The sequence below is a fragment of the Thalassobaculum sp. genome, assembly GCF_040219215.1.
In the GTDB taxonomy this organism is placed as follows: Bacteria; Pseudomonadota; Alphaproteobacteria; order Thalassobaculales; family Thalassobaculaceae; genus Thalassobaculum_A.
This window is the reverse complement of record NZ_JAVJSX010000015.1, coordinates 34,699-53,179: the sequence shown is the minus strand read 5'-3', so window position 1 is coordinate 53,179 and position 18,481 is coordinate 34,699. Positions and strand designations below refer to the sequence as shown.

The window sequence follows — 18,481 nt, the reverse complement described above, 5'->3', positions numbered from 1 at the left end:
GGATTTCGTCCATGCCGCAGCCGAAGACCATCCTGGTGACCGGTGGAGCCGGATTCATCGGTTCCGCCGTTGTCCGGCTGCTGATTGCCGAAACCGACGTCTCGGTCGTGAACCTGGACGCCATGACCTATGCCGCCAGTGGTACCGCGCTGGCATCGGTCGAGGGCAGCCCGAGGTACGTGTTCGAACAGGCCGACATCCGCGATGCCGATGCGCTGGCCGACGTGTTCGCCCGGCGTCGGCCGGATGCCGTGATGCATCTGGCCGCGGAGTCGCATGTCGACCGGTCGATCGACGGCCCTGAAGACTTCATCATGACCAACGTGGTCGGCACCTTCAGGCTGCTGCAGGCGGCGCGAGCCCACTGGGAGACACTCGGCGGTGCGGCCAAGGCCGACTTCCGGTTCCATCACATCTCGACCGACGAGGTGTTCGGCTCGCTCGGCGACGACGGTTATTTCACCGAGGAGACGGCCTACGATCCCCGCTCGCCCTACTCGGCTTCCAAGGCGTCGTCGGATCATCTGGTGCGTGCCTGGGGCGAGACCTATGGCCTGCCGATCCTGCTGTCGAACTGTTCCAACAACTACGGCCCCTACCATTTTCCCGAGAAGCTGATCCCGCTGATGATCCTGAAGGGTCTGCGCGGCGACCCGCTGCCGGTCTATGGCGACGGTTCCAACGTCCGCGACTGGCTGTATGTCGAGGATCACGCCCGCGCGCTGTGGACGGTCCTGAGCAAGGGTGTCCCCGGCGAAAGCTACAACGTCGGCGGGCACAACGAGAAGACCAACCTGGATGTCGTCCACACCATCTGCGACCTGCTGGACACGCATTCCCCGCGCGGCGACGGGGTTTCGCGGCGCAGTCAGATCAGTTTCGTGACCGACCGGCCGGGTCACGACTTCCGCTACGCCATCGATCCCGGGAAGATCGACCGCGAACTTGGGTGGACCCCCCGCGAGACGTTCGAGAGTGGCATCGAGAAGACCGTGCGCTGGTACCTCGACAATGCCGCCTGGTGGCAGCCGATCGTCCAACGCCAGGATGCCCTGTCGCGAGTCGGAACCACAAAGCGCAAGGCGGGCTGAGGCATGCGGGTCCTTGTTACCGGCATCACCGGCCAGGTCGGCGGCGCGCTGGTCGCGCGACCGGCGCCTGACGGGATGAATTGGATCCCCGCCGGTCGCGACCGCGTGGACCTGTCGGCACCGGCTTCGATCGCCGCCGCGATCGAGGCGCTCGCCCCGGATGCCGTCGTCAATCCGGCCGCCTATACCGCGGTCGACGCCGCCGAGACCGACCGGGAGACCGCGTTCCGGGTCAACCGGGACGGTCCGGCCGCGCTGGCTGCCGCCTGCGCCACGCGCGGCATCCCGTTGCTCCAGGTGTCCACGGACTACGTGTTCGACGGCACCGGCTCACGTCCCTATCGACCCAGCGACCCGGTTGCACCTCTCGGGGTCTATGGGGCCTCCAAGCAGGAGGGCGAAGAGGCGGTCCGCTCGACTCTCGCCCACCATGTCATCCTGCGCACCGCCTGGGTGTACGCCGCCGCCGGCAAGAACTTCGTGAACACCATGCTGCGAGTCGGCGCCGAGCGCGACGAGCTTCGGGTGGTCGCAGACCAGCGCGGCACCCCGACACCGGCCGACGACATCGCAGGCGTCCTGCTGACCGTGCTGAGGGCGTGGCAGGCCGGAGTGGCCGTTCGCGGCACGCACCACTTCACCTGCAGCGGCGACACGACCTGGCACGGCCTAGCGGATGCGGTGTTCCGCCGCGCCGAACGGCACTGGGGACGTCGGCCTGTTGTGCATCCGATCGGCACCGCCGACTATCCTACCCCGGCGGCCCGTCCGGCCTATTCGGTACTCGACAACGCAACGCTTGATGCGGCACTCACCGGGTTCTCGGCCGTGCCGCGGCAATCCTGGGAGGCGGCGCTCGGCGCCGTGCTCGACACGCGGCTTGGTCCGCTGACGGAGAATACCGCACGATGAAGGGCATAATCCTGGCCGGCGGTTCCGGTACGCGGCTGTATCCGCTGACGCTGGTGGCGAGCAAGCAGCTGCTGCCGGTGTACGACAAGCCGATGATCTACTACCCGCTGACCACGCTGATGCTCGCCGGCATCCGCGAGATCCTGGTGATCACCACGCCGCAGGACCAGCCGGCGTTCCGCCACCTGCTGGGCGACGGCAGCCAGTGGGGGCTGGAGCTCAGCTACGCCGTCCAGGACGCGCCGAACGGGCTGGCCGAGGCCTTCATCATCGGCCGCGAGTTCATCGGTTCCGACCCGGCCGCCCTGGTACTGGGCGACAACATCTTCTACGGCCACGGCCTGACCGAGGTGCTGCAGAACGCCGCCGCGCGCACCGGCGGCGCCACGGTGTTCGGCTATTACGTCAGCGACCCGGAACGCTATGGCGTGGTCAGCTTCGGACCCGACGGCCGGGCGACCGAGATCGTCGAGAAGCCCGCCAGCCCCAAGTCCAACTGGGCGGTGACGGGCCTGTACTTCTACGACAACGACGTGGTCGACGTCGCGCGCGAGATCAAGCCGTCGCCGCGCGGCGAACTGGAGATCACCGACGTCAACCGGGTCTACCTGGAGCGCGGCAGCCTGTCGGTCGAGAAGCTCGGCCGCGGCTATGCCTGGCTCGACACCGGGACCCACGACTCGCTGCTGCAGGCGTCGGAGTTCGTGCGCACCGTCGAGGCGCGCCAGGGCCTGAAGGTCGCCTGCGTCGAAGAGATCGCCTACTTCATGCACTACATCGACGCCGAGCAGGTCTTGCGCCTCGCAGACCCGCTCGCCAAGTCGGGATATGGTGAGTACCTGCGACGTCTCGTGAGATAGCCGCATGCGGATTGTCATCGCTGCTCTGATACTGATGGCGGGCCTGTCGTTTGGCGGCGCGTTCTGGATGGTTTTCAAGGGCAGGGATGCCGACGACCGACGGCCAAGCGCGGCCGAGCAGCAGGCGGCGGCACGCGACAAGGCGAAGACCAAGCCGCCCTCCGAGCAAGGTCCGCCGGCAGATCCGAAGCCCGTTGCGTCGGCCAAGAGTCCGGCCGCCGCGCCGCCGGCAGCCACACTGCCGTCCGACAAGCCGGCACCCGTGCAGACAGTGCCGTCCAGGCCCACGCCCTCGCCTGCTGCGCAGATCACCGCAACGCCGGAACCGGCCGCGCAGCCGTCGCCGTTCCCCCTGGCTCTGCCGATTGACTGCTCGCCCGGCGAGACCTGTTGGGTGATCAACCACGTCGACCTGGACCCCGGGCCGGGTCGCCGCGACTACCGCTGCGGCCAGATGAGCTATGACGGCCACAAGGGCACCGACATCGCGCTGCGGAACCTTGCCCACCTCAACGACAACGTGCCGGTCCTCGCGGCAGCGCCGGGCAAGGTGGTCGGCGTGCGCGACGGCATGGCCGACGTCAGCATCGCGGTCGCCGGCCGCGAATCCGTCAGGGACAAGGAATGCGGCAACGGCGTGCGCGTCCAGCACGAGGGTGGCTGGATTACCCAGTACTGCCACATGAAGCGCGGCAGCATGGCCGTACAGACTGGGCAGACGGTTGCGACCGGCCAACGTCTGGGCGCCGTCGGGCTGTCCGGCATGACCGAGTTCCCCCACGTCCACATGACCGTCGAGAAGGACGGCAAGGTGATCGACCCGTTCCGTGGAACCGACGGCGGGCCGGAGTGCGGGCGGGGAACCGCCCCGCTGTGGAACGCGGAAGCGCTGTCCAGGCTGGTCGACCACGCGCCGATCCTGCTGGACGCCGGATTCGGCACCGGTCCGGTTGAGAAAGCCGACGCCGAGGCCGGGACCGCCGGACGCGACACCGCGCCCGGCAACGCCGACGCCCTGGTGATCTGGACCCGGGCTGCCGGCCTGGAGCCGGGAGACACCCTCACGACCACCATCACCAGCCCGGACGGCTCCAGGCTGTTCTCCGAGCGCTGGCGCTCGGACCAGACGCGGATCGTGCAGTTCCGGTTCGTCGGCAAGAAGCGGCCCCCGGGCGGATGGCAGACCGGCACCTACACCGGGCGCGTCGTCCTGGAGCGCGACGGGCGTCCGCCGAAAGAGCAGACACTGTTCATCCGGGTCGGTGGTTAGCCCCGGTTCAGTCCCGATTCACCGACGCATGCCTTGACGCGGGTTCGCCCGCGTGTCACTTGGCACCGCCCCGTGCCGACGCCGCGTTTTCCGGTGCAGCACGCCCGATTCGCCCGATTGACCGAACGAAACGACGCCATGCACCGCTACCGCTCCCACACCTGCTCCGCCCTGCGCGACACCCATGTCGGCGAGACTGTCCGGATATCCGGATGGATCCACCGCCGCCGCGATCACGGCCAATTGGTCTTCATCGACCTGCGCGACCACTACGGCATCACGCAGTGCGTGACCGACGTGGAGGATCCGGCGTTCAAGGAGGTCGAGAAGGTTCGCCTGGAGTCGGTGGTGTGCGTGACGGGCCGGGTGGTCAAGCGGTCCGACGAGACGGTCAACGCGAAGCTGCCGACCGGACAGGTCGAGGTGCGCATCGATTCGTTCGAAGTGCTGTCCGCCGCCGACCAGGTGCCGTTGCAGGTCAACTCCGAGGAGGACGCCGGCGAGGACATCCGCCTGCGCTACCGCTATCTCGACCTGCGCCGGGAGAAGGTGCACAAGAACATCATGCTGCGCTCGGCGATCATCGCCTCGATCCGCCGCCGCATGGTCGAGCAGGGCTTCACCGAGTTCCAGACCCCGATCCTGACGGCGTCGTCGCCGGAAGGAGCGCGCGACTTCCTGGTGCCGTCCCGCCTGCATCCAGGCAAGTTCTACGCGCTGCCGCAGGCGCCGCAGCAGTTCAAGCAGCTGCTGATGGTGTCCGGCTTCGACCGCTATTTCCAGATCGCCCCCTGCTTCCGCGACGAGGACAGCCGCGCCGACCGCAGCCCCGGCGAGTTCTACCAGCTCGACCTGGAGATGAGCTTCGTCGAGCAGGAAGACGTGTTTGCCGCGGTCGAGCCGGTGCTGGCCGGGGTGTTCAACGAGTTCTCCCAATGGCAGGTGCCTGGGCCGTTCCCGCGCATCCCGTACCGGGAGTCGATACTGAAGTACGGTTCCGACAAGCCGGACCTGCGCATCCCGATCGAGATCGCCGACGTCTCCGAGCTGTTCCGCGAGTCCGACTTCGCGATCTTCGCCAAGATCGTCGGCGGCGGTGGCGTGGTCCGCGCCGTTCCAGGCCCGAAGTGCGGCAGCAGGGCGATCTGCGACCGCATGAACTCGTGGGCCCAGGACCAGGGTGCACCGGGCCTCGGCTACATGATCTTCGCCGAAGGCGAGGCGCGCGGCCCGATCGCCAGCCGTCTGCCGGCCGAGAAGATTGCCGCGATCAAGGCGGCGACCGGCATGGGCGACGGGGACGCCGTGTTCTTCTCCGCCGGCAAGGAAGGCGACGCCGCCAAGCTGGCCGGGCAGGCCCGCGTCAAGCTTGGCAACGACCTCGGCCTGATCGAGAAGGACGTCTACCGGCTGTGCTGGATCGTCGACTTCCCCATGTACGAACTGGATGAGAAGACCGGCAAGATCGAGTTCAGCCACAACCCGTTCTCGATGCCGCAGGGCGGCATGGAGGCGCTGGAGAGCCAGGATCCGCTGGACATCCTGGCCTACCAGTACGACGTGGTGTGCAACGGCATCGAGCTGTCGTCGGGAGCGATCCGGAACCACCGCCCCGAGATCATGTACAAGGCCTTCGAGATCGCCGGCTACGGGCCGGAAGTGGTCGATGACAAGTTCGCCGGCATGATCAACGCATTCAAGTTCGGGGCCCCGCCGCACGGCGGCATCGCACCCGGCATCGACCGCATCGTGATGCTGCTGGCCGATGTGCAGAATCTGCGCGAGGTCATCCTGTTCCCGATGAACCAGCGCGCCGAAGACCTGATGATGAACGCCCCGAACGAGGTCCGCCCCGAACAGCTGCGCGAGCTGTCGATCAAGCTGGCCCTGCCGCCCAAAGCGGCGGGCTGAGCGGTCCGGGCCGGAGAACCATGGCCGGACGGCGCTACCAGCTCGAAGAGCAGGTCGGGCACCTTCTGCGCCGCGCGCACCAGCGGGCGACGCAGATCTTCATCGAGACCTTCGCGAACGCCGGGCTGACCCCGACCCAGTGGGCGGCGTTGGCCCGCCTCGCCGAGGAGGGTGGCGCCAGCCAGAACCATCTCGGCCGACTGACCGCGATGGACCCGGCCACCGTGCAGGGTGTGATCCAGCGTCTGGAGAAGCGCGGCCTGATCGACCGCGAGCCGGACCCCGACGACCGCCGCCGAACCCGCCTCAAGCTGACACCGGAAGGCCTGGATCTGGTGGCCCGGCACTCGGCGACCGGCGCCCAGGTCTCGGCGGCAACCCTGGCACCGCTGTCCGACACGGAGGCTGCGACGTTCCTGGAGCTGCTCAGGAAGCTGGCGTAGCCGATCCGTCAAAGTGCTTGTCATACCCGCTCAATGGCTTGAAAATTTCGCCGGTGGGGAAAACAACCAGAAAGTGCTGGCCGGACCTGGGCCGACGCAGTGTGCTTGGCGGGCTGGCGGCCACGGTCCTGACAGGCTGCGCGTCCGGCGGCGATGATCCCGGTCTCGCAACCGTCGTGATCGGGCTGCGGATCGAGGACACGCCCGCCCTGCACTCGGCGCGCGACGGTCACCGCTGGTTCGCGCCGGCGATCTCCTTCCTTCCCAACGATCCGATCGCCAGCCTGACCTTCGGGCTGGTCGACCCCGTCTCCGGGGCGATCGACCTGCCGATGTTCGCCGGATGGCAGGGCGTCAAGGCGAAGGCCGAGACGAGCGGCTATCGGACATCGTTCGAAGCCGTGCGCCTGGTCCCCGGCCGCTACGCGACGATGCAGGCCCATTTCAATGAACGACCGGACAGCAACCGGCAGATCATCCGCGTGCTGCAATTCAGCGGTGGCGGCTCGCGTTCAGCCGACGCCGACGAGGTCAACGGGTACGGATTCACCCTGGCTGCGGGCGAAACCGTCTACGTCGGGACCATGGTGCTGTCGCTGACCCGACGGCCGACCGGCAAGATCAGCTACGCGCCTCCTCGCATCGAGGACGAGTTCTCGGCGGCGTCGGCCGTTCACCCGGCGCTTGCCGGGCTGGGGGCGGCACGCGGCACCCGGCTGATGGCGCCGCTTTTCCCCTCGCCGTTCGCTCCGGCCCGGCCAATGTTCGTCCCAAGGGTGGGATGACCGGTCCTCGATCGCACCGGCCAACGGCCCATCGGGGCCGGTCTTTTTCTGGACCCCCGCAACGCTACATGAGGCCGTCCACCGAACTCGAATAGGGTTTGCTCCAATCGGGCTCCGGCGCCGGCGCGCTGAGGTCTGCAAATCTCTCCTGACCGGCGTCCCCGTAGCTCGCAAGCGCCGATACCGCTGCTCCGTTCTGCGATGCAACGGAGAGCGTGTATGTCCCTCGGTAGCTGCTGTATCCATCAACCTCCAGGTAGTAGGTGCCGGATGTCGACGGCGTATAGCGCAAATAGGCATCGTAGCCCGCGCCGCTATCCAAGTTGTAGGCCACGAAGCGGCCGCTCGAATTGTAAACCAGAAGCTCCGGATCATAGAGCGTTCCGCCGCCGCTGGCCGAACCCCGGGCCTCGATGATGACCGTCTGGCCGGCGGTAAGCTCAGTGCGGAACCAGTCGCGGTCATAGAGACTGATCGTGCCGGTCACGCTCTGTCCGACCCCGACATAACCCGAGGTCGAAGAGTTCGCCGGCAGATCGGTCGCCCCTTCCGAGACGGCGGGCGTGCCGGTGTCCGTGCCACCACCACTACCGCCTCCACCACCACCTCCGGTCGGCGAACGTCCTTCGGCATAACCGCTGGAGATGTAGTGCCGGGTGGCCGCCGCGACATTGTTGCCGAACACCCCCCGAAGATCCGCATACGCCGCCAAATAGCTTTCGCCGTCAAAGGTCGTGCTCCGGCCTTCGTATCGTCCGCTGTTCATATAGTGCGTCGCTGCGGCGGCCCGGTCGGTTCCCAGGGCCGTCATCAAGTCGCTGTGCGAGGCGACGTATTCCAGCCCGTCGAAAGTAACCTCCCGGCCCTCATACGCTCCGGAGTTGATCAGGTGCGACCGTGCCCCCGCTGGATTTCCGGCAAAGGCACTCTCGATGTCGCCGTATGACGCCATGTACTCATAGCCGCTGAACTCCGGGTCGAGATACCTCCCGAGAAAGTAGTTGAGGGACCCTTCCTGGTTGAAGAGATAGTAACGGCTGGTGCCGTTCGCGGGATCCGGGTTGGAGAGGGTCGCGCCGCCGCCCTGTTGCAGAACGTCAACCGTCTCGCCGAACGACAGGCGCCGCTCCAGCGCGGAATCGGCAAGGGCCTGAACGGTCGCCACACCGGCCGCGACCTGTGGAGCAGCAAAGCTGGTTCCATTGTGCCCTGTCGGATAGTTCTCGCCGTCGGCCAGCACGTGGACGTAGCTCGGGTGATTCTGCGAGAACCTCGTCGGGTTGCCGGCGCCGTCATGGCTGCCGACCGAGATCACGTTGCTCAACGCCGCCGGGTAGGTCGGATACTCCAAGCCGGAGTGGCTGCCGCCGTTGCCGCTGGCCGCCACGGCAAATACCCCGCGCGCCGCCAGGGCGTTGATTTCGGGCACGTAGGTGGAGTTGTAGTACAGACTGCCCCAGCTCAGATTGATGGACCCGATGTGCCAACCCTGATCGTGAAGACTGATCAGCTGGTTGAACGCCGCGTCAGCAGCCGACGAACTGACACTCGAACCGCTGTTCGACGATATCTGGAGGTCGATCCGCTCCAGGCTGCTGTTGGTCTGTTCAATGGCCAGCGCAACCGTTGAGCCGTGGCTGGTCGTCCGGCCACCGTCGGTGTCCGCGTTGTTGTAGTAGAAATCCCATTGGTAGAGGCTCGCCCCATAGGTCGCCTCAAACTCGTCCACCACCCCGCTGTCGACGATCGCCACTGTCCAGACGCCCATTTATGCGGTCTTTCTTATAATAAATACTCGCTTTCATGGTAGGTGAATCCAGGAACCCTACCAAGGGTATATTGGATGAAGTCTTCAGAATCAGGACTTCCTGTACTTCCTTAAGGATACCATGGAGGCGGAGCGAAGGCGCCCGCGATGCACACTGGCGTCTCCGGTCGGCAATCGTCGCGCTGATTGCGTCACGAACGCCGTCAGATCGTCGGTGAATAATCGACGAGCCACAGCACCCGGTCCTCGATCGCACCGACCAACGGCCGATCGGCGCCGGTCTCCTCCTTGATCCGGTTCCACTCCTCGTCGGCCATGAAGTCGGCCCAGCGCGCCGTCATGGCCGCCTCGTCCGGCCACTCCAGCAGGTAGACGAACTCGGTGCGACCCTCCGTCGCGGTCTCCCACATGGCCCTGATGGAGAAGCCATGCTGGCGCATCAACCGCGCGGCATGGTCGCGGAACCGGACATGGAACGCCGCCTTGCTGCTCTCGAAAATCTCATAGATCCGAAGCTGGTGGATCATCGCTTGCTCCCGTGTTGGTGACGCTCGGGAACATGGTGCGACCGCCGGAGTTCGTCCAATATCAATGATATCGGCAATTGATACTCTAGGAATATCGATGATCGACCTGCGGCAGCTCCGGCAATTCGTGGCGGTGGCGGAGGAATTGCATTTTCGCCGCGCCGCCGAGCGCCTGCACATGGCGCAGCCGCCGTTGAGCACGGCGATCCGTCGGCTGGAGGAGGAGATCGGCGCCCCACTGCTGGTCCGCAGCAGCCGCCAGGTCGCGCTGACCGCGGCCGGAACGGTGTTCCTGGACGAGGCGCGACGGGTGCTGGCCACCCTGGACACCGGCATCAGCCGCACCCGCCTCGCGGCTTCCGGTCGGGTCGGCACCCTGGATCTCACCTTCCTGTCGAACTGCGCGATCCTGCCGGCGGCGCTGCGCGGTTTTCGCGCTGCGTGCCCGGAAGTCGACATCCGGTTGCACGAAGCGTCAACCGCCGACCAGATCGACCGGCTGGTCGACGGCACCGCCGATGTCGGGCTGCTGCGTCCGCCTGGCACACCGGCGCCGGAACTGACCTACGAGCGCGTGCTGCGCCAGCCGCTTCGCATGGCATTGCCGGTAGACCACCCGCTAGCCGCGCGGCAGACGATCGAACTGGAGGCGATGGCCGGAGCGGACTTCGTCGCCACGCCGCGCGACAAGGGCGTGGGCTTCCATGACGGCGTGCTGGACCTGTGCCGGCTCGCGGGCTTCACCCCGCGGATCGTCCAGCGCGCCCGCCAGATGCATACGGTCAAGGCGCTGGTTGCCAGCGGCATTGGAGTTGCGTTCGTGCCGGAGAATCCGTTGGAGCAGGCACCGGCGGGCGTGGTGCAGAAACCGTTCACGATCGCCGGCGGCACCGACGGGATCTTCGTCGACCTGCTGATGGCCTGGAACCCGCACCGGGACTCACCGACGCGGGACCGGTTTCTTGAAGTGGTCCGAGGGATAGCATGGTGATCAGGCCGCGACGCGACGGCCGAGGGATGGCTCCCGGGTCGCCGCAAGCGGCGCCCGGTATCTCCATCTGATGGACCGGGTCAGCCCCGGCCGACGAACGGCATCTTGGTGGCCATTACGGTCATGAACTGGACGTTGGCCTCGATCGGCAGGCTGGCCATGTGGACGATGGCGTTGGCGACGTGCTGGACGTCCATCAGCGGCTCGACCGCGATCTCGCCGTTGGCCTGCATCACGCCCTTGGCCATGCGGGCCGCCATCTCGGTCTCGGCGTTGCCGATGTCGAGCTGGCAGACCGCGATGTCGTACTTGCGGCCGTCGAGGGAGCCCGACTTGGTCAGGCCAGTGATGGCGTGCTTGGTGGCGGTGTAGGGCGAGGAGTTCGGCCGCGGCGCGTGCGCCGAAATCGAGCCGTTGTTGATGATCCGGCCGCCGCGCGGGCTCTGGTCCTTCATCACCCGGAACGCCTCGGCGAGGCACAGGAACGAGCCGGTCAGGTTGACGTCGACCACCGCCTTCCACTGCTCGACCGTCAGTTCCTCCAGCGGGATGCCCGGTGCGTTCATGCCGGCGTTGTTGAACACCATGTCGACCCGGCCGAACTTGGCTTTGGTCGCGTCGAACAGCGCCTTGACCGAGGCCGCGTCGGCAACGTCGGTCGGGACCGCCAGGCCGTTCTTCCCCGAGTCGCCGGCCTTGGCGATGGTCTCCTTCAGCGCATCCTCGCGGCGGCCGGCGAGACCGACCGACCAACCGGCCTTCAGCAGCGCAATGGCGGATGCCCGGCCGATGCCCGAACCCGCTCCGGTAACGATGGCGACCTTTCCGGTCATCGCGATTCCTCCCTGAGATGCCGACAACTCTCCCCGACCGGATGGCCGGACGGCGGGAGTTTAGCGGCGTTCGCCGGGTGGTGCGACGGTCGGTTGCGGTCCGGTTCGCGACGGGTGTCGCGCCGACCCGTCACTCCCGATGGTATGGATGCCCGGCCAGGATGCGCTCGGCGCGATAGACCTGCTCCAGCAGCATCACCCGGACCATCATGTGCGGCCAGGTCTGCGGCCCGAACGCCAGCACCAGATCGGCCCTGTCGCGCAGACCCGCAGCCAGCCCGTCGGCACCGCCGATCAGAAAGCAGACGGAATCGCGTCCGGTGTCCTGCCAGTTTCGGAAGATTTCGGCGAAGGTCAGGCTGGACTGCGCCTTGCCGCGCTCGTCCAGCGCCACCACGACCGCTCCGTCCGGAATCCGGGCGGAGAGCAGATCCGCTTCGTGTGCCTTCAGCGCCTCGCCCTGCAACCGCTTCTTCGGCTCGACCTCGACGATCTCAACCGTCCACGGCAGCCGGCCGGCGTAGTCCCGGCACAACTCCTCGACCGGGCCGCGCCGCGCGCGGCCGACCGCGACCAAGGTGATCTTCACGCCCGATCAGGCGTGCGCGAAGGCGCGCTCGGTAACCATGTCCTCGCCGAGCGTGACCGTCTGCGTCGGCGGCGGTTGCGCGCCCCACATCTTCTCCAGGCCGTAGAAGTCACGGACCTCAGGACGGAACAGATGCACGATCACGTCGCCGGCATCGATCAAGGCCCAGTCGCCCTGCCGCAGCCCTTCGACCGAGACGTGCTTCACGCCCTTGTCCTTCAGCTTGGATACGAGGTGGTCGGCCATCGCCGCGACCTGCCGGGCCGAACGGCCCGTGGCGATCACCATGTGGTCGCCGATGGAGGACTTGTTCGCCAAGTCAATGGCGACGATGTCCTCGGCCTTGTCATCATCCAGCGACTTGGTCACCAGATCGAGAAGGCTCTCTCCCTCGGAGGGAGTTTCAAGGTGAGATATGATGCGCTCCTTTCGCGTCAGTCCTATCGGCTGCGACCTCGCCGCAACCGTCGTCTCCGTTCGTTGGGCTCTTCACAATCCGGCCCCGGCAGCCTCCCTGATCTGGGTGGCGGAAGCCGGATGCCGGCGGGTGTGAAGAAACACCCAAGCCGGGAGACGCCTATAGGCCAGGGTCCGGGCCGCCTTCGACGGGATCCGGAACCGACCGAATCGGTGTGCTGCCCGACTCGCCAACGCCCTTAAAGAATAGGAAGGACGGTCGAAAACCGCAACGGCGACGCTGTGAAAGATCAGTGACCATCGCTCCCACCGGTGAAAGCCGATCAGGTTGTCGGCTCCCATAATCCACACGAAGCGGATGCGCGGACAGCGGCGGCGCAGCTCCACCAGGGTGTCAGCGGTGAAATGGGTGCCGAGCCGCATCTCGACGTCGCGCACCCGGATGCGCGGGTGCCGCGCCATCCGGCGTGCCGATTCCATCCGCACCGGGAACGGCGCCATGCCGTCCCGCGACTTCAGCGGATTCTGCGGGCTGACCAGCCACCAGACCTCGTCGACACCCAGGGTGCGGAACGCCATCTCCGCGACGTGAAGGTGCCCGGCATGGGCCGGGTTGAACGATCCGCCCATCAGGCCGACGGTGACCTGGCGCCGGTCGGCGCCGTTGGCCGGAACCGCCGGCGCGTCGCTGGCCGGCATGCGCAGGGCGTGCGGGCGCACTTTGGCGAACAGCGGAGACCGACTGTCGGCGGGAAGCGGGGTACCGGAAGCCGGGCGAAGGGGCACGAACAGGGTCACGGGCGGATCTGGCCGTCCCCGCGCACCACGTACTTGAAGCTGGTGAGCTGCTCGGCCCCGACCGGGCCGCGGGCGTGCATGCGGCCGGTAGAGATGCCGATCTCCGCCCCCATCCCGAACTCGCCGCCATCGGCAAACTGGGTCGAGGCGTTGTGCAGCACGATGGCGCTGTCGACCTCGTTCAGGAAGCGTTCGGCCGCACCGGTGTCCTCGGTCACAATCGAATCGGTATGGTGCGAGCCCCAGCGGTTGATATGGGCCACCGCACCGCCGACCCCGTCGACAACCGCGACCGACAGCACCGCGTCCAGGTACTCGGTCGACCAGTCGGCCTCGGTTGCGGGTTCCATCGACGCGACCAACTCGCGGGCCACGGCGTCGCCACGCAGCGCGCAGCCGGCATCCTGCAGGGCTGCCGCCAGACGCGGTAACAGGTCAGGTGCCACCACCCGGTCGACCAGCAGGGTCTCGGCCGCCCCGCACACGCTGGTGCGGCGCATCTTGGCGTTGACGGCGATCGCGACCGCCTTCTCGGGGTCTGCGGCGCCGTCGACATAGACATGACACAGCCCTTCCAGGTGGGCGAACACCGGAACCCGGCTCTCGGCCTGCACCCGCTCGATCAGCGACCGGCCGCCGCGCGGCACGATCACGTCGACATGCTCCGCCATCCGCAGCAGGTGCCCGACGGCCGCTCGGTCGCGGGTCGGCACCAGTTGGATCGCATCGACGCTCAAGCCGGCGTCCTGCAACCCGGCATGCATCGCCGCGACCAGCGCGCCCGACGAATGGAAGCTCTCCGACCCGCCGCGCAGGATCGCCGCGTTGCCCGATTTCAGGCACAGCCCGCCGGCATCCGCGGTTACGTTCGGCCGCGATTCGTAGATGATGCCGATCACTCCCAGCGGGACCCGGCGCCGCTCGAACCGCAGGCCGTTCGGCCGGGTCCATTCCGCCATGACCGCCCCGACCGGATCCGGCAACTCGGCGATCGCTTCCAGACCGGTTGCGATGCCGTCGATCCGCTTGGGGTCGAGCACCAGCCGGTCGATCATCGACTCGCGCTGGCCCTTGGCGCGCGCCGCCGCCACATCCTCGGCATTGGCCGCCAGAATGCGGTCGACGTCCCGGCGCATCGCCGCCGCGGCACTGCGCAGGGCAGCGTTCTTCGCGGCGGTCGGCGCCAGGGCCAGTCCGGCCGATGCCGCTCGCGCCTGCTTGCCGATGGCCAGCATGGCCGCCGCCACGTCGTCGGGTTCGGTCGTTGCCGTCGTGCTGATGGCCTCGGCGAGCGTCATGGCTCGTCTCCCGCCGCTCCGGTGAGAACCAGATCGTCGCGGTGGACGATCTCGTCGCGACCACGGTAGCCGAGGACCGACTCGATTTCACGGGATTTCCGGCCGACGATCCGGCCGGCGTCGTCGGCTCCGTAGGCCACAAGGCCGCGTCCCAGTTCGATCCCGTCGGGACCGTGCAAAGTGACCAGGTCGCCGCGTTCGAACCCGCCGTCGACCGCCGTTACGCCGGCCGGCAGCAGGCTCTTGGAGGCCAGCAACGCGCGGGCGGCGCCGGCGTCCAGGGTCAACCGGCCCTTCGGCGCCAGGCTGCCGGCGATCCAGCGCTTGCGCGCGGTCAGCGGGCTGGCCGGCGCGGCAAACCAGGTGCAGCGGGCGCCGGCTTCCAAACGCGCGATCGGGTTGGTCTCGCGGCCGCTGGCGATCGCCATGCGGCACCCGGCGGATGCGGCGATCTTGGCGGCGGCCAGCTTGGTGACCATGCCGCCGGATGCGTAGCCGGTACCGGCGGCACCGGCCATCGCCTCGACCTCCGGCGTCACCCCTTCCACCAGCGGCAGATGGGTCGCGGCCGGATCGCGGCGCGGGTCGGCGGTGTACAGCCCGTCGATGTCGGACAGCAGGATCAGGGTGTCGGCGCTGGCCATCTGGGCAACCCGGGCGCCCAGCCGATCGTTGTCGCCGAACCGGATCTCGGCGGTCGCCACCGTATCGTTCTCGTTGATCACCGGGACGGCGCCGAGTGCCAGCAGGGTGGCGATCGTCGCCCGCGCGTTCAGGTGGCGGCGACGCTGCTCGGTGTCGTCCGGCGACAGCAGGATCTGGGCAACCGTCAGGCCATGCCGGGCGAGGGATTCCTGATAGGCGTGGGCCAGGATGATCTGCCCGACCGCGGCGGCGGCCTGCTTCTCCTCCAGCTTCGGGCGGGACTGCCCGATGCCGAGATGGCGGCGCCCCAGTGCAATGGCCCCCGAGGAGACGATCAGCACCTCGATCCCGCGCTGGCGCAGGCCGGCGACGTCGTCCATCAGCGCGTCCAGCCACTCCCGTCGGATGCTGCCGCTTCGATCGTCGACCAGCAGGGCCGAGCCGATCTTCACGACCAGGCGGCGGGCATCGGTCAGGGGGGAGACGGCCGCCGGCGACCCGATGGTCGCCGACCGCGCGTCGGTCAGGGCGTCCATTCCGGCGCTCCGGCCGCGATGACCGGCTCCTCGCCGGGTGCCGGCTGGCCGGTGCGGGCCGCCTGCACATGGGTCATGATCCGCCGCAGCACCGCGCGGGTGCCAGCACCCGAGGCACCGGAGACCGCCATCGGCTCAATTCCGATCTCCTCGACGAACAGGTCCTTCAGCGCCTGCACGTCCTCGTCGCGCATGGCGTCGGTCTTGCTGATCGCCAGGATCTCGGTTTTCTCGGCCAACCCGCCCTCATAGGCTTCCAGCTCGGCTCGCACCGTGCGCCAGGCCCCGATCGGATCCTCGCCGGTGCCGTCGACCAGATGCAGGATGGCGGCGCAGCGCTCGACATGCCCCAGGAACCGGTCGCCCAGGCCGGCACCCTCGTGTGCCCCCTCGATCAGGCCCGGAATGTCGGCCAGAACCAGTTCATCATTGTCGATCCGCACGACCCCGAGGCCGGGATGTAGGGTGGTGAACGGATAGTCGGCGATCTTCGGCTTGGCGGCGGTCACCGCAGCCAGGAACGTCGACTTGCCGGCATTCGGCAGCCCGACAAGTCCGGAATCGGCGATCAGCTTGAGCCGCAGCCAGATCCAGAACTCGGTACCGGGCCAGCCCGGCAAGGTCTTGCGCGGCGCCTGGTTGGTCGAGGACTTGAAGCGGGCGTTGCCGTAGCCGCCGTCGCCACCCTTGGCCAGCACCACGCGCTGGCCGGGCACGGTCATGTCGAGCAGCAGGGTCTCGTAGTTCTCGTCCCAGATCTGGGTGCCGATCGGCACGCGCACCACAATGTCCTGGCCGCCGGCGCCGCTCATGTTGCGGCCCATGCCGGGACGGCCACTCTGGGCCTTGAAGTGCTGCTGGTAGCGGAAATCGATGAGGGTGTTGAGCGCGGCGACGCACTCGACGATGACGTCACCGCCGCGACCGCCGTCACCGCCGTCCGGCCCGCCGAACTCGACGAACGCCTCGCGGCGAAAACTCAGGCAGCCGCGACCGCCGTCACCGCTTTTAATGAACACCTTGGCTTGGTCGAGAAACTTCATCGGGGGACCTCCTTCCCCGCGGGCGTCACCCTATCGGTGATACCCGGTCCGCAGGCACGAAAAAAGGGAACGGAAGTCCGTTCCCTTTCCGTGCCGTCCCGCACTCGGGGACGGCTTACTCGGCCGGCGCCTCGGCAGCAGCCGCAACCACCCCGACATAGGTGCGGTCGCGGGTCTTGCGGAACTCCACCCGGCCCTCGGCGGTGGCGAAGATCGTGTGATCCCGGCCGATCCCGACGTTGACGCCCGGATGCACCTTGGTGCCGCGCTGGCGAATGATGATGTTGCCCGGAATGACGGACTCGCCACCGAACTTCTTCACGCCGAGGCGGCGGCCCTCGGAATCGCGCCCGTTGCGGGAGCTACCACCGGCTTTCTTATGCGCCATCGATCGATCTCCTTAAACCGCGGCCGCTCAGGCGCCCGCAGTGATTCCAGTCACGCGCAGCACGGTAAGCTGCTGGCGGTGGCCACGGGTGCGCCGCGAGTTCTTGCGGCGACGCTTCTTGAAGGTGATGACCTTCGGGCCCTTGGCCTGCTCGAGAACCTCGGCAGCCACCTTGGCGCCGGCAACGATCGGCACGCCGACCGTCACCTTGGTCTCGTCGCCAACCATCAGCACCTGGTCGAGCTCGATGGTAGCGCCGGCGTCGGCTTCAAGCTTTTCGACCTTGATCACGTCGCCCGAGGCGACCTTGTATTGCTTGCCGCCGGTTTTCACGACTGCGTACATCGGCTCAGTCCTGGCAAATAAGGATCGCACGCGCCGCCCACCGGCCCGCTGCGGAGGCGGCACTATACGCAGGCGCGATTGCGTGTCAACCGACGTGAGTCGGGGCCGCACGCCCAATGCCGACCCCAAGGCCGGTCGCACGGGGCACCATCAATCCAGCGGACTATATGGAGTGCCGACCGCGTCTCACCATAGGATATCTGGGGCTAGTGCGGGAATGCCGGTGGGCACGCAGTTCACACATTCAACACAAACACCGGGACTGCGTGGTCCGGGATGAACTGACGTCCAACCGATACCCCGACAATCCAGTTTGCGGTACGTGGATTCCGACGGTTGTCCGGTGACGCATCGGGGCGCCTTATCGGTCATTGCGGCAAAGTCCGCCGTTCCGACACTCGGAAAGCAGCCTGCATGTACCTTCTGCGGGAGAGCGAGAACGCTCGATCCTTCATGGACACCATCGCCCTGACGGTCGATCCGGACCTGCGCGTCGAAAGCCCGATCGTGGGATTGGCGATGGATGCCTGGGACCGCCTCCGCGGCACCCGCGCCATGCCGGCTCCGGCGGATATCGATGCCGTCAAGCTGCCGGTTCGGCTGTTGCCGCACCTGCTGTTGATGGATCTGGAGTACCAGCCGGCCTTCCGGCTGCGCTGGCGGCTGATCGGAACCCACATCACCAGCGTCGTCGATCGGGACATGACCGGCCGCTACTGGGATGAGATCTACGACGCCCGCGCCTTCGAGGCGCTGACCGTCGGCCCGCTGTGGGTGATCGAACACCGGCGGCCGGTGCGGATCCTGGGCACCGCGCACTACGCATCCAAGGACTACATCCGATCCGAAAGCGTCGACATGCCGCTGTCGAGCGATGGCCTGACCATCGACCGGATCATGACCGTCACGGTCTACGACGCACCCTGATTCGATCCACTTGCAAAGCCGGTCGCCGGGACGTATCTGTATCGGCGTCGGGGTGATGCGGTCTCCCGGCTGATCCCAAGGCGTATGCCCAAGAACCGCTCGAC

Annotated in this window: 20 protein-coding genes; 9 read left to right on the top strand and 11 right to left on the bottom strand. The window is 67.4% G+C overall.

The features are described from left to right. Positions 1 to 11 precede the first annotated feature (11 nt). The 7 genes from rfbB (at position 12) to RIC54_RS12770 (ending at position 7,272) form a co-directional block, all read left to right on the top strand. Positions 12 to 1,091 carry a dTDP-glucose 4,6-dehydratase gene (gene rfbB, locus RIC54_RS12800; RefSeq protein ID WP_350092231.1) on the top strand — a complete coding sequence of 360 codons (1,080 nt, stop codon included), beginning with the start codon at positions 12 to 14 and terminating at the stop codon, positions 1,089 to 1,091. A 3-nt stretch (positions 1,092 to 1,094) separates the two neighbouring features. Beyond that, positions 1,095 to 2,003, top strand: coding sequence for a dTDP-4-dehydrorhamnose reductase (gene rfbD / locus RIC54_RS12795; protein ID WP_350092228.1), 909 nt, complete (start codon positions 1,095 to 1,097; stop codon positions 2,001 to 2,003). Further along, positions 2,000 to 2,863 (top strand): glucose-1-phosphate thymidylyltransferase RfbA, encoded by an 864-nt coding sequence (rfbA, locus tag RIC54_RS12790; protein WP_350092225.1) that lies wholly within the window; start codon positions 2,000 to 2,002, stop codon positions 2,861 to 2,863. Before rfbD ends, rfbA begins: the two co-directional genes overlap by 4 nt. Before the next feature lie 4 nt (positions 2,864 to 2,867). Continuing rightward, the gene (locus RIC54_RS12785) at positions 2,868 to 4,133 is read left to right on the top strand and encodes a M23 family metallopeptidase (protein WP_350092222.1); all 1,266 of its coding nucleotides are present in this window, start codon (positions 2,868 to 2,870) and stop codon (positions 4,131 to 4,133) included. Between the two features lie 138 nt (positions 4,134 to 4,271). Next, positions 4,272 to 6,044 (top strand): aspartate--tRNA ligase, encoded by a 1,773-nt coding sequence (gene aspS, locus RIC54_RS12780; protein ID WP_350092348.1) that lies wholly within the window; start codon positions 4,272 to 4,274, stop codon positions 6,042 to 6,044. A 20-nt stretch (positions 6,045 to 6,064) separates the two neighbouring features. Then, a complete protein-coding gene (locus tag RIC54_RS12775; protein WP_350092219.1) occupies positions 6,065 to 6,487 on the top strand; it encodes a MarR family winged helix-turn-helix transcriptional regulator in 423 nt (140 codons plus the stop codon). Positions 6,488 to 6,540: 53 nt separating this feature from the next. After that, entirely contained in the window at positions 6,541 to 7,272 is a 732-nt protein-coding gene (locus RIC54_RS12770; protein ID WP_350092216.1) for a hypothetical protein, read from the top strand. 64 nt (positions 7,273 to 7,336) lie between these two features. Here RIC54_RS12770 and RIC54_RS12765 read toward each other — a convergent pair whose 3' ends face one another. Then, positions 7,337 to 9,040 carry a S8/S53 family peptidase gene (locus tag RIC54_RS12765; RefSeq protein ID WP_350092213.1) on the bottom strand — a complete coding sequence of 568 codons (1,704 nt, stop codon included), beginning with the start codon at positions 9,038 to 9,040 and terminating at the stop codon, positions 7,337 to 7,339. A 203-nt stretch (positions 9,041 to 9,243) separates the two neighbouring features. After that, the gene (locus RIC54_RS12760) at positions 9,244 to 9,567 is read right to left on the bottom strand and encodes an NIPSNAP family protein (protein ID WP_350092210.1); all 324 of its coding nucleotides are present in this window, start codon (positions 9,565 to 9,567) and stop codon (positions 9,244 to 9,246) included. Positions 9,568 to 9,664: 97 nt separating this feature from the next. On the opposite strand from RIC54_RS12760, the gene RIC54_RS12755 reads away from it, so the two are divergent. Beyond that, the gene (locus RIC54_RS12755) at positions 9,665 to 10,558 is read left to right on the top strand and encodes a LysR substrate-binding domain-containing protein (protein ID WP_350092207.1); all 894 of its coding nucleotides are present in this window, start codon (positions 9,665 to 9,667) and stop codon (positions 10,556 to 10,558) included. An 80-nt stretch (positions 10,559 to 10,638) separates the two neighbouring features. On the opposite strand, the gene RIC54_RS12750 is transcribed toward RIC54_RS12755, so the two are convergent. The 9 genes from RIC54_RS12750 to rplU all read right to left on the bottom strand — a co-directional run bounded on the left by RIC54_RS12750 (position 10,639) and on the right by rplU (position 17,450). Continuing rightward, the gene (locus tag RIC54_RS12750) at positions 10,639 to 11,391 is read right to left on the bottom strand and encodes an SDR family oxidoreductase (protein ID WP_350092204.1); all 753 of its coding nucleotides are present in this window, start codon (positions 11,389 to 11,391) and stop codon (positions 10,639 to 10,641) included. A 130-nt stretch (positions 11,392 to 11,521) separates the two neighbouring features. Further along, on the bottom strand, positions 11,522 to 11,980 hold the full coding sequence (rlmH, locus tag RIC54_RS12745; protein ID WP_350092201.1) for a 23S rRNA (pseudouridine(1915)-N(3))-methyltransferase RlmH: 459 nt from the start codon (positions 11,978 to 11,980) through the stop codon (positions 11,522 to 11,524). A 6-nt stretch (positions 11,981 to 11,986) separates the two neighbouring features. Continuing rightward, positions 11,987 to 12,397 (bottom strand): ribosome silencing factor, encoded by a 411-nt coding sequence (gene rsfS, locus RIC54_RS12740; protein WP_502989683.1) that lies wholly within the window; start codon positions 12,395 to 12,397, stop codon positions 11,987 to 11,989. A gap of 72 nt (positions 12,398 to 12,469) precedes the next feature. Beyond that, a complete protein-coding gene (locus RIC54_RS12735) occupies positions 12,470 to 13,195 on the bottom strand; it encodes a nicotinate-nucleotide adenylyltransferase (RefSeq protein ID WP_350092198.1) in 726 nt (241 codons plus the stop codon). Beyond that, positions 13,192 to 14,475, bottom strand: coding sequence for a glutamate-5-semialdehyde dehydrogenase (locus RIC54_RS12730; RefSeq protein WP_502989682.1), 1,284 nt, complete (start codon positions 14,473 to 14,475; stop codon positions 13,192 to 13,194). The genes RIC54_RS12735 and RIC54_RS12730 overlap by 4 nt, the downstream gene beginning before the upstream one ends. A 14-nt stretch (positions 14,476 to 14,489) precedes the next feature. Continuing rightward, complete coding sequence (proB, locus tag RIC54_RS12725) at positions 14,490 to 15,674, bottom strand: glutamate 5-kinase (RefSeq protein ID WP_350092192.1); 1,185 nt, start codon at positions 15,672 to 15,674, stop codon at positions 14,490 to 14,492. After that, positions 15,662 to 16,717, bottom strand: coding sequence for a GTPase ObgE (gene obgE, locus RIC54_RS12720; RefSeq protein WP_350092189.1), 1,056 nt, complete (start codon positions 16,715 to 16,717; stop codon positions 15,662 to 15,664). The genes proB and obgE overlap by 13 nt, the downstream gene beginning before the upstream one ends. Positions 16,718 to 16,832: 115 nt before the next feature. Further along, the gene (gene rpmA, locus RIC54_RS12715; protein ID WP_007671481.1) at positions 16,833 to 17,105 is read right to left on the bottom strand and encodes a 50S ribosomal protein L27; all 273 of its coding nucleotides are present in this window, start codon (positions 17,103 to 17,105) and stop codon (positions 16,833 to 16,835) included. 27 nt (positions 17,106 to 17,132) lie between these two features. Beyond that, positions 17,133 to 17,450 carry a 50S ribosomal protein L21 gene (rplU, locus tag RIC54_RS12710; RefSeq protein WP_350092185.1) on the bottom strand — a complete coding sequence of 106 codons (318 nt, stop codon included), beginning with the start codon at positions 17,448 to 17,450 and terminating at the stop codon, positions 17,133 to 17,135. Between the two features lie 414 nt (positions 17,451 to 17,864). On the opposite strand from rplU, the gene RIC54_RS12705 reads away from it, so the two are divergent. Beyond that, positions 17,865 to 18,377, top strand: coding sequence for a PAS domain-containing protein (locus RIC54_RS12705; RefSeq protein WP_350092182.1), 513 nt, complete (start codon positions 17,865 to 17,867; stop codon positions 18,375 to 18,377). The last annotated feature ends 104 nt before the right edge of the window (positions 18,378 to 18,481 follow it).

Coding starts and splice junctions, on each gene's coding strand:
- rpmA (WP_007671481.1), bottom strand. CDS start 17,105: ATGGCGCATAAGAAAGCCGGTGGTAGCTCCCGCAACGGGCGCGATTCC.
- RIC54_RS12785 (WP_350092222.1), top strand. CDS start 2,868: ATGCGGATTGTCATCGCTGCTCTGATACTGATGGCGGGCCTGTCGTTT.
- RIC54_RS12705 (WP_350092182.1), top strand. CDS start 17,865: ATGTACCTTCTGCGGGAGAGCGAGAACGCTCGATCCTTCATGGACACC.
- RIC54_RS12765 (WP_350092213.1), bottom strand. CDS start 9,040: ATGGGCGTCTGGACAGTGGCGATCGTCGACAGCGGGGTGGTGGACGAG.
- proB (WP_350092192.1), bottom strand. CDS start 15,674: ATGGACGCCCTGACCGACGCGCGGTCGGCGACCATCGGGTCGCCGGCG.
- rfbA (WP_350092225.1), top strand. CDS start 2,000: ATGAAGGGCATAATCCTGGCCGGCGGTTCCGGTACGCGGCTGTATCCG.
- rplU (WP_350092185.1), bottom strand. CDS start 17,450: ATGTACGCAGTCGTGAAAACCGGCGGCAAGCAATACAAGGTCGCCTCG.
- rfbD (WP_350092228.1), top strand. CDS start 1,095: ATGCGGGTCCTTGTTACCGGCATCACCGGCCAGGTCGGCGGCGCGCTG.
- RIC54_RS12755 (WP_350092207.1), top strand. CDS start 9,665: ATGATCGACCTGCGGCAGCTCCGGCAATTCGTGGCGGTGGCGGAGGAA.
- RIC54_RS12750 (WP_350092204.1), bottom strand. CDS start 11,391: ATGACCGGAAAGGTCGCCATCGTTACCGGAGCGGGTTCGGGCATCGGC.
- RIC54_RS12760 (WP_350092210.1), bottom strand. CDS start 9,567: ATGATCCACCAGCTTCGGATCTATGAGATTTTCGAGAGCAGCAAGGCG.
- rfbB (WP_350092231.1), top strand. CDS start 12: ATGCCGCAGCCGAAGACCATCCTGGTGACCGGTGGAGCCGGATTCATC.
- RIC54_RS12775 (WP_350092219.1), top strand. CDS start 6,065: ATGGCCGGACGGCGCTACCAGCTCGAAGAGCAGGTCGGGCACCTTCTG.
- aspS (WP_350092348.1), top strand. CDS start 4,272: ATGCACCGCTACCGCTCCCACACCTGCTCCGCCCTGCGCGACACCCAT.
- obgE (WP_350092189.1), bottom strand. CDS start 16,717: ATGAAGTTTCTCGACCAAGCCAAGGTGTTCATTAAAAGCGGTGACGGC.